General features: G+C 47.0%; 7 protein-coding genes. All 7 read left to right on the forward strand.

Annotated features, from left to right (window positions below; translation table 11 throughout):
- The first annotated feature begins 600 nt into the window (after positions 1-600).
- The 7 genes from HMPREF0240_RS07390 to HMPREF0240_RS07420 all read left to right on the forward strand — a co-directional run bounded on the left by HMPREF0240_RS07390 (position 601) and on the right by HMPREF0240_RS07420 (position 9247).
- Complete coding sequence (locus HMPREF0240_RS07390; protein WP_009002824.1) at positions 601-1587, forward strand: ornithine cyclodeaminase family protein; 987 nt, start codon at positions 601-603, stop codon at positions 1585-1587.
- Between the two features lie 14 nt (positions 1588-1601).
- Positions 1602-3245 carry a dihydroxy-acid dehydratase gene (gene ilvD / locus HMPREF0240_RS07395; RefSeq protein WP_009002825.1) on the forward strand — a complete coding sequence of 548 codons (1644 nt, stop codon included), beginning with the start codon at positions 1602-1604 and terminating at the stop codon, positions 3243-3245.
- A 26-nt stretch (positions 3246-3271) separates the two neighbouring features.
- Positions 3272-4069 (forward strand): TrmB family transcriptional regulator, encoded by a 798-nt coding sequence (locus tag HMPREF0240_RS07400; RefSeq protein ID WP_009002826.1) that lies wholly within the window; start codon positions 3272-3274, stop codon positions 4067-4069.
- A 17-nt stretch (positions 4070-4086) separates the two neighbouring features.
- Positions 4087-5385, forward strand: a complete 1299-nt coding sequence (locus tag HMPREF0240_RS07405; RefSeq protein WP_035312636.1) for a Na+/H+ antiporter NhaC family protein — start codon at positions 4087-4089, stop codon at positions 5383-5385.
- Between the two features lie 68 nt (positions 5386-5453).
- Positions 5454-6947 carry a threonine synthase gene (gene thrC / locus HMPREF0240_RS07410; RefSeq protein ID WP_035312688.1) on the forward strand — a complete coding sequence of 498 codons (1494 nt, stop codon included), beginning with the start codon at positions 5454-5456 and terminating at the stop codon, positions 6945-6947.
- A gap of 3 nt (positions 6948-6950) precedes the next feature.
- A complete protein-coding gene (locus tag HMPREF0240_RS07415) occupies positions 6951-7301 on the forward strand; it encodes a hypothetical protein (protein ID WP_009002829.1) in 351 nt (116 codons plus the stop codon).
- A 254-nt stretch (positions 7302-7555) separates the two neighbouring features.
- The gene (locus HMPREF0240_RS07420) at positions 7556-9247 is read left to right on the forward strand and encodes a phosphoenolpyruvate carboxykinase (ATP) (RefSeq protein WP_009002830.1); all 1692 of its coding nucleotides are present in this window, start codon (positions 7556-7558) and stop codon (positions 9245-9247) included.
- Positions 9248-9904 lie beyond the last annotated feature (657 nt).

The raw sequence follows: 9904 nt of genomic DNA on the forward strand, positions 1-9904 counted from the left end.
AAGGAAAACCGGGGCAACCTGGCCACATCATCCGAAGCCCGATGGCTTCGCATGCTGGGGCCAGGGATTCGTTTGATTCGGAATCAAACGAATCACCCCGGTTTTCCTTCTATTTTACTTAACTCCAGCTAAACAGCCGTAAGACGCTTCCAGCCATCCCTATGTCCGGTTCCGGCGGCTGGTCGCATCCAGGCAGTAGTGAAACCCCTTTCCCAGGGAGGGACTATGACGGGAGCAGCGGATGTGAACCGGCGGCGCGGGAATTTGTAATACAGTGAAAAAGCGAGGCAGGGTGAAGATTCTCTGGAATATTGCTGCGCTTATTCCAGTTCATTTGGCTGGGCAGGGGAGTATGTAATGCGGGTGGAATTACCTATGCTTTTCGGCATAGTCGCCCGCATAACCAACCTATCCCGCAGACAGTCCATACCACATATCCAACTCAATCCGTCCGTCCCGCAAGTCCCCCTCCGTACAGGCGACCTCCTCCCCCAATTGACAACCCCCCCTTTCCTGCTATAATAGTAGTAATAGTTACCGGAGGGGTATACTACTCGCGCAGGCTTGAGAATCCGGAATTTTATTATGGGAGGATGAAAGATGCTGCTATTGTCTAAAGAAGATATAAAAGAGGTAATCACAATGCGGGAAGCCGTGGAAGCGGTGAAGGAGTCTTTCCGGCTTTTTTCGGCGGGGAAGAGCAATGTGCCGCTCCGTACGAATATTAATGTGCCGGAGCATGACGGGTCTATGCTGTTTATGCCGTCTTTGGTGGAGGATCTGGATATGGGGTGCCTGAAGGTGGTCAATGTATTTCCGGAGAATGTTAAGAAAGGACTGCCAACCACACCGGCTCAGGTAATACTGATCGACGCTTCCAATGGAATGGTTGCTTCTGTGCTGGACGGAACTTATGTGACCCAGCTCCGCACAGGGGCCGCTTCAGGCGCTGCTTTTGATGTGCTGGCAAATAAAGAATGCGAAAAGGGAGCATTGATCGGAACCGGCGGGCAGGCTGCCACACAGCTGGAGGCAATGCTGGCTGTGAGAGATCTTGAGGAAGTGAAAATATTTGATCTGAACAGGGAGCGGCTGCAGGCATTTGTAGAGAGCATGAATCAGGAACTGGACGGTTACGGGGCACATATTTTGGCGGCGGAAAGCTCGGATGATGCTGTGGAGGATGCGGATCTGCTGATCTGTGCGACACCTTCTTCTACACCGGTATTTGACGGCAACAGGGTGAAGGATGGCGCCACACTTAGTTGTGTGGGCTCCTATCAGCCTCATATGCAGGAGATGGATCCGGTCATTCTTACAAGGGCTTCCGGCATCTATTTTGATTCCAGGGAAGCAGTTTTGTCTGAGGCGGGAGACATTCTCATCCCTCTGGAAACAGGGGTGATCACGGAAGATGATTTTACCGGAGATCTGGGAGATGTGCTTTTGGGAAATGTAGAGGGCCGCAGGGCAGACGATGAAATTATTGTCTTTAAAACGGTCGGAATAGGAACACAGGATTTGGTGACTGCTAAGAAGATATATGACAGGGCGGTAGAAGCCGGTGTGGGCACAAACTGGGATTAAAGAGGAGATAAAATATGGAAGCATACTGGAACGGAGCAGAGGCGGCGCATCGGAGAGTAATGATGAAGGCAGCAGGCTATTCGGATTCGGATATTCGTAAGAAACCGCACATAGGAGTCCCCAATTCTTATATGGAAGGTTCCCCTGGGAGCGCTCATCTCAGGCAGATTGCGGAAGCGGTAAAACAGGGAATCTGGGCTGCAGGAGGGGTGCCGGTGGAATTTGGGATTCCGGCCACCTGCGGCAATATAGCAAATGGAGCGGAAGAACTGAAATACGAACAGGTTGGCAGAGATATTGTGGCAATGTCTGTAGAGTTTGTTTCCAGGGTGCATAACTTTGACGGACTGGTGATGGTGGCGTCCTGTGACAACATTATTGCTGGATGCTACCTGGCGGCGGCCAGGGTGGATATTCCGTCAATGATTGTAACGGGAGGCTCAATGCAGCCGGGACAGCATTGCGGAAAGACGGTGGTGGAAGCGGATCTGGATGTTGCCAGATTCTCAGGCTCCAGTGAGGAGGAGCTGATGGAACTGGAGGAGGCTGTCTGTCCTTCTTTTGGGGCTTGCCCTTCTATGGGAACGGCCAACACAATGCAGATGCTGGGGGAAGTCATGAATCTGGTAATGCCGGGGACTGCTACGATTCCCGCATCTGATAATCAGAAGCTCCGCCAGGCCAGAGAGGCAGGGAAATTTGCAGTCAGGCTTGTAAAATCGGGGTTGAAGCCATCAGATCTGATTACGAAAGATGTACTTCTGAACAGCATCATGTTTGATATGGCAATAGCAGGTTCTACCAATGCCGTGCTGCATATCCTCGCAATGGCCTATGAGCTGGGGATTGATATCACACTGGCGGATTTCGAAAAGTATGCCGCCCAGATACCATGTATCAACGCAGTTATACCAAGCGGTCCATATACAGTCGTAGATTTTCATTACGCAGGGGGAGTCCCGAATGTTATGAAAATGCTGGAGAGCCGTCTCTTCAAAGAGGCTCCGATGATGGATGGAGGAACCTGGGGGGATTTCCTTTCAAAGGTGGCCGCACAGCCAAATGATGTGATCCATACACTGGAAAAACCTTTGTCAAAGGAGCCTGGACTCAGGATATTGAGAGGGAACCTTTCCCCGAACGGAGCAATTGTCCGCCCCACAGCGGTTCCCGATCCCGTAAAATATATCCGGGGACGAGCAAGGGTGTTTGAAGGCGACAGAAGTGCATTTGAAGCAATTGAAGCCGGCAGAATCGTTCCGGGGGATGTGATTGTGATCCGTTATGAGGGCTGCAAGGGCGCACCGGGAATGAAAGAACTGATGCTCAGTATTGATGCACTGATCGGACGCGGCCTGCACACAAGTGTGGGACTGGTTACCGATGCCAGGTTCTCCGGTTTTAACTATGGCGCAATTGTAGGACATGTCTCACCTGAGGCATACGACGGCGGTACAATCGCACTGGTGGAAGAAGGAGACATGATCGTTATAGACATTCCGGGGAGCAGGGTGACTCTGGAGGTTGAGGAAGAAGAACTGGAAAAGAGAAAGAAAAACTGGATATGCCCGCCGCTGAAGGAACAGAAAGGCTGTCTGAATCTGTTTGCAAGAAACTGCAGGCCGGCAGAAGAGGGCGGTGCGATGCAGCCCTGGTAAGAGGCTGCCATAAAAGGAGAGATAGGATGCAGGAGGACAGAATTTTTCTGTTAAATAGAATAGGACTTACGGATGCGGAGGCGAAAGTATACCTTGCATTGCTGAAAACAGGAAGCATGACGGGATATGAAGCCAGCAAATATTCGTCGGTTCCCCGTTCAAAAATCTATAATGTGCTGGAATCCCTTGTCATGAAGGGATTTATACTGTATTCTGAGGAGGAGAGTTCAAACCGCTATGCTTCCGTGCCGATCAGAGAAATATCCGCCAGGGTAAAACATGAGGCGGATGTGACCATGGTAAAACTGGAATCGCAGCTGGATAATTACAGAGCAGAGACGGATTTGAACGGTTTCTGGCATATCAGGGAATATGAAAATGTATTCGCAAAGTGCCGGAGTATTCTGAAGGAAACACGTTCGGAACTTTTACTGCAGATATGGGCGGAAGATCTGCCAAAGATGCTGGAAGAGATACAGGCGCTGGAGAAACAGGGAATCCGCCTGGGAATCGTATATTTTGGGGAAGAACAGGATGAAGTGCCGCTGGAACACTACTGCAGGCACGGGATGCTAAAGGAAAAGAAACAGGAGATGGGAGGGCGTTTCCTGAATCTGGTCTCTGATAACAGGGAGGTTATCTTCGGCCAGATTGTTAGTGACGCCGTATCCGAAGTCATCTGGACCAGATCTAAACCAATGGTTGCCATGGCAGCGGAATGCGTCCGGCATGACCTGTATTTTTATAAAGGTGTGGATATGCTCAAAAGCCATATGCAGGAGGATCTGGGAACTGAGTTTCACAGAGTACGGGAAATATTTTGACAAAGAGAGGGTATGGAATGGGACAGGAAAGTACAAATCCAGAAGCAGGTAAAGGAAGGGCTGTGGCGCTGCTGCCGATAGCCGTCTTCCTGATCATATTTCTGGGAGCGGGGATTGTGGCAAAGGATTTTTATGCGATGCCGGCAATCGTAGGTTTTTTAATTGCTCTGTTCGTGGCGTTTATGCAGAACAGAAAGCTGGATTTCGGGCAAAAGCTCAAAATTATTGCAGCAGGTGCAGGAGATGAGAACATTATTACAATGAGCCTCATCTTTTTGTGTGCGGGAGGATTTTCCGGTGCTGTGACTGCTGCGGGCGGTGTGGAGAGCACGGTAAACTTCGGACTTTCAATACTTCCGGCGAGAGTGGCGGTGGTCGGCCTTTTTGTGATCGGCTGCTTCATTTCTATTTCTATGGGAACTTCTATGGGAACGATCGCTGCGCTGGCCCCGATTGCAATCGGAATATCGGAAAAAACCGGTTTTTCGCTGGCCATCTGCATCGGCGCTGTTGTATGCGGTGCAATGTTCGGCGACAATCTGTCAATGATTTCGGACACCACAATTGCGGCTGTCAAGACACAGGGATGTGAAATGAAGGACAAGTTTAAAGCAAACTTTCTGATTGTGCTTCCGGCGGCAATTATCACAATCATCATTTTCCTGATTATCACGAGAAATGTACATCTGAGCAGTACTGCGGTTATGGACTACAACCTGTGGAAAGTACTTCCCTATATTCTGGTTCTGGTGGGAGCGCTGATTGGAATCAATGTATTTCTGGTGCTGATCGGCGGTATTGTAGTATCACTGATTGTAGGAGTTGCCACAGGCAGCATTGCGCTTGCTGAAATTTTTACTGTAGTCGGAAATGGTGTGACATCCATGTATGATATCACGGTGATTTCTATTATTGTAGCGTGTATTGTGGCGCTTGTTAAAGAGTACGGAGGCATTCATTTTATTCTGAGCCTCATCAAGAGCCGGATCAAAGGAAAACGCGGCGGCGAACTGGGGATTGCCCTGCTGGCATTGTTTGTGGACCTGTGTACGGCCAACAATACGGTGGCAATTGTCATGGCAGGCCCTATTGCAAAGGAGATCAGCGATGAATATGAGATCGCTCCGAAACGGTCGGCTTCCCTGCTGGATATCTTTACTTCCGTGGGACAGGGTATGATTCCTTACGGTGCACAGCTCCTGTCAGCAGCAAGCCTGACCGGCCTTACGCCGTTCCACATTATGCCGTATCTGTTTTATCCGATGCTGATGGCAGTGAGCGGGATTCTGTTTATTTTATTTCGCAAACAAAATTGATTAAAACGGAAACATATGATATAATGCAGTGCAGTAACACAGTGAAGAAAGAAAAAGAGGGTAAGAGAATGAATCTATTATACAAAAGTACAAGGGATGCCAATAATACAGCCACAGCTTCTGAAGCAATTCTGAAGGGACTGGCCGAAGACGGCGGCCTGTTTGTGCCGGAGAGCATTCCAAAACTGGATGTAACAATGGACGACTTGAAGGACATGACCTATCAGGAAACTGCCTATGCGGTTATGAAGCAGTTTTTAACTGATTTTTCCGAAGAAGAACTGAAGCACTGTATTCATTGTGCATATGACGAAAAGTTTGATACAGAGGTGATCGCACCGCTTGTGAAGGTAGGAGACACTTATCACCTGGAGCTGTTCCACGGGGCTACGATTGCATTTAAAGATATGGCTTTATCTATCCTGCCGCATCTGCTGACAACTGCTGCTAAGAAAAACCATGTAACAAAGGATATTGTTATATTGACGGCAACCTCCGGGGATACAGGGAAAGCTGCTCTGGCAGGATTTGCAGATGTTGCGGGAACAAAGATTATCGTATTCTATCCAAAGGACGGCGTGAGCCGGGTACAGGAACTGCAGATGGTGACACAGAAGGGGAATAACACCTCCGTCGTTGCCATCCACGGGAATTTTGACAATGCTCAAAGCGGGGTGAAGGCTCTGTTCGAAGACCGGGCGCTGGAACAAGAGCTGGCTGAAGCAGGATATCAGTTCTCCTCTGCAAACTCCATCAATATCGGCAGACTGGTTCCGCAGGTGGTATATTATGTGTACGCGTATGCAAAACTTCTGCAGAATCAGGAGATTGAAGCGGGAGAAAAGATTAATGTAACAGTTCCTACAGGGAATTTCGGAAATATCCTGGCCGCATATTATGCAAAACAGATGGGAGTGCCGATTGCGAAGTTAATCTGTGCGTCCAATGAAAATAAAGTACTGTTTGATTTCTTTAAGACGGGCAGATATGACAGGAACCGTGAATTTGTCCTGACCTCTTCCCCTTCTATGGATATTCTGATTTCCAGCAATCTTGAGCGCCTGATCTATACGATCGCAGGACAGGATGCCGAAAAAAATGCAGCCCTTATGCAGCAGCTGAAGACGGACGGTGTATACGAGATTACGCAGGATATGAAAGAAAAGCTGGCTGATTTTATCGGCGGATATGCCGATGAAGAGGAGACGAAGGCAGCCATCCGTGATACTTACCGCTCTACAGGATATGTGATGGACACACATACAGCAGTAGCTGCACATGTATGTAAAGCATACAAAGAGACTGGCAAAGACAATGCAAAAGCGCTCATCGCGTCTACAGCAAGTCCATATAAGTTTGCAAGAAGTGTCATGACGGCTATTGATAAAGAGTATGATGCTCTGGATGAATTTGCACTGATTGATGAACTGGAGAAAGTTTCGCAGGTGAATGTACCAAATGCAATCGAAGAAATCCGTAATGCAGAAATTCTGCATACAAAAGAGTGTGATGCTGACAAGATGAAAGAAACCGTGAAAGAGATCCTGGGAGTAGAGGTATAATAAATGGAAGATATGTTTGGGGCGCTGAGCCTCCTGATATTTGGATGCGGCATCTATGGGCTGTATGCTTATGTGAAAATGAAAAAAGACGGACACATTAACGAAATTCTTCTGCTTGGCAAGGGAATCACTGAGCAGATGTGCAATAACAGACAGGAATTTGTTCAGAAAGCGCTCCCTGCAGTCTTGATATTTGGCGTTTTCACAACATTGTACGGTGCTGTAGATGCAATCCATTACTTTATATTCCCGATGAAAGTCGTGGACTTAATTACAATGGTGATATTTCTCGTTGTGCTGATCTGGTATATGGTATACACCACCAAGCTGAAAAAGAAATATTTTAACAGTTAGTGAAACATTTAACAAGTGAATTGCAAAAATAAGGACAAAAAGATACAAAATATCAATAAAAAGATATATATTTAGCGCGAAAATGCAAGATGTATAGCAACATCTTGCATTTTCGCGCTTATTTTTATATTTTTCTTGGCAAAACATGTTATAAATGAAATCGGGAGTGATATATCTTTCACTAAAACTGTTGACTTTTTATAACGATCATGAGATAATAGAACAAATTTCGATTTGAAGGAGGAAATTACACTATGTCAACAAAAGCATATTATCCAATTAATGAAATTGGAAAAGGCAAACCAGGATTTTCAAAAACAAGATCCATTATTGAAGCAGCATTTTATGGAAACAATGTAGTTCCAGTTAACACATTAAAAGAGGCATACAATCTGGCGAAGAATTCTCCGGGAACAATCGTAACAGATATGCCGGTATATAGAGGCGAAGAATTTGGTCTGGATGCAGACGCCAAGGTTCTTTTATTCAATGATGGTGCTATTACAGGACGTTATGCTGCAGCACGCCGTATTGCTGGTGAGCCAGGAGTAGAATGTGACAAATTAGACAAAGTGGCTATGGATGCTATTTACACCGCACGTTACAAAAAGATGTACCATGCAACTGTATATGCAGGACTTGACCCGGAATTCATGGTAAAGGTACACCTCCTGATTCCAGAAGGCGAAGAGAACATCATGTATTCATGGATGCTGAACTTCCAGTACATGTCTGATGATTATGTAAAGATGTACAAAGAATCCGTTGCAGTAGGCGATGGAAAAGAACCAGACATCTACATCTTCTCCGATCCGCAGTGGGCACCGGTTGCTCATCCTGGAGTTGACTACAGCTGCCTGAGCGATCCTCAGACACTGTGCTATTTTAACACAGATACAAACTGTGCATGCATCCTTGGTATGAGATACTTCGGAGAGCACAAAAAAGGAACACTTACTATGGTATGGGCGATTGCTAACCGTAACGGATACGCTTCCTGCCATGGCGGACAGAAAGAATACACACTGGCTGACGGAAGCAAGTATGTTGCATCTGTATATGGTCTGTCAGGATCAGGTAAGTCTACTATTACACATGCAAAACATGATGGAAAATATGACATCAAAGTTCTTCATGATGATGCTTTCATCATCAATACCGATACATGTGCATCTATCGCTATCGAGCCTACTTACTTTGATAAGACGCAGGATTATCCGACAGGATGCGAAGACAACAAGTACCTGCTGACAGCTCAGAACTGTTCCGCAACACTTGACGAAGAAGGAAAAGTACAGTTAGTAACAGAGGACGTAAGAAATGGTAACGGACGTGCGATCAAGTCAAAATTATGGTCACCAAACCGTGTGGACAAGATCGACTCACCTGTTAATGCTATCTTCTGGATTATGAAAGATCCTACCATTCCGCCGGTAGTAAAATTAAAAGGAGCTTCTCTTGCATCCGTAATGGGAGCTACACTTGCAACAAAGAGATCTACAGCAGAGAGACTTGCTCCTGGCGTAGACCCGAACAAACTGGTAGTTGTACCATATGCTAACCCATTCAGAACATATCCATTGGCTAACGACTACGAGAAGTTTAAAAAGCTGGTTGAGGAAAAGAACGTAGACTGCTATATCATCAACACAGGAGATTTCATGGGCAAGAAAGTTCAGCCTAAAGATACACTTGGAATCCTGGAAGCTATCGTAGAGAAGAAAGCAGACTTCCACAAATGGGGACCATTCTCCGACATCGAAATTCTGGATTGGGAAGGATTCATTCCTGCCATGGATGATCCGGAATACGTTGGACAGCTGAAAGCACGTATGAACGACCGTGTAAACGAAATCAAAGCTTTTGAGACAGCAAAAGAAGGATATGACAAACTTCCTGATGATGCACTCGCAGCAATCCAGAAAGTAGTAGATGAACTGAATTAGTTCACGAGATTTTAGGCTTTGGAGCGGAGGGGACGCCAAGCGGGCTGTAAGGGGCAGGTCTTCCTGCCTGTAAGGTCGGTTTAAAATCCTGACCGCTTAACGAAGAAGATCTAATAGAGCCAGAGACGCCCAGAAGGGAACATCCGACATGAGACGAAAAAATTGATATTTTTTCGTCTCAGCCGGAATGAAACTTGATTTTGTGAATCAAGTTTCATCCCTTCTGGGCGTCTCTGTCTCTATAAGATCTTCTAATCGTCCGCTTTATGGAGTTTTAAACCGACCTTACAGGCAGGAAGGCCTGCCCCTCACAGCCCCCTTGGCTGGCTCATCCGGTCGGCAGGAAAAGTCTCGTGCCCCGGGAGGGATTCAAGACCGGGTGCAGCGGATGTGTGTTGGGCTGTCCGTGACTGTTTAGTAATTAGTAAGATGCAGATTATGCGCTGTGCGTATCTTGCATCTTACTATACAGTCACAGACGGCCCAACACACATCCGCTGCACCGGTTTGCGATCCCATCCGGGAAACGTATTTCCTACCGATCGGATGAAACAGCCTGACGTGGGAGAAGACGGGGGCAGACGGAAGCATAGATCTGTCTGGAATACATATAGCGAGCTTAGCAGCAGTTAGAGGAAACACACAAAATCAGCCGGC

Origin of the sequence: Clostridium sp. D5, from assembly GCF_000190355.1 — a bacterium.
GTDB lineage: Bacteria > Bacillota > Clostridia > Lachnospirales > Lachnospiraceae > Faecalicatena > Faecalicatena fissicatena_A.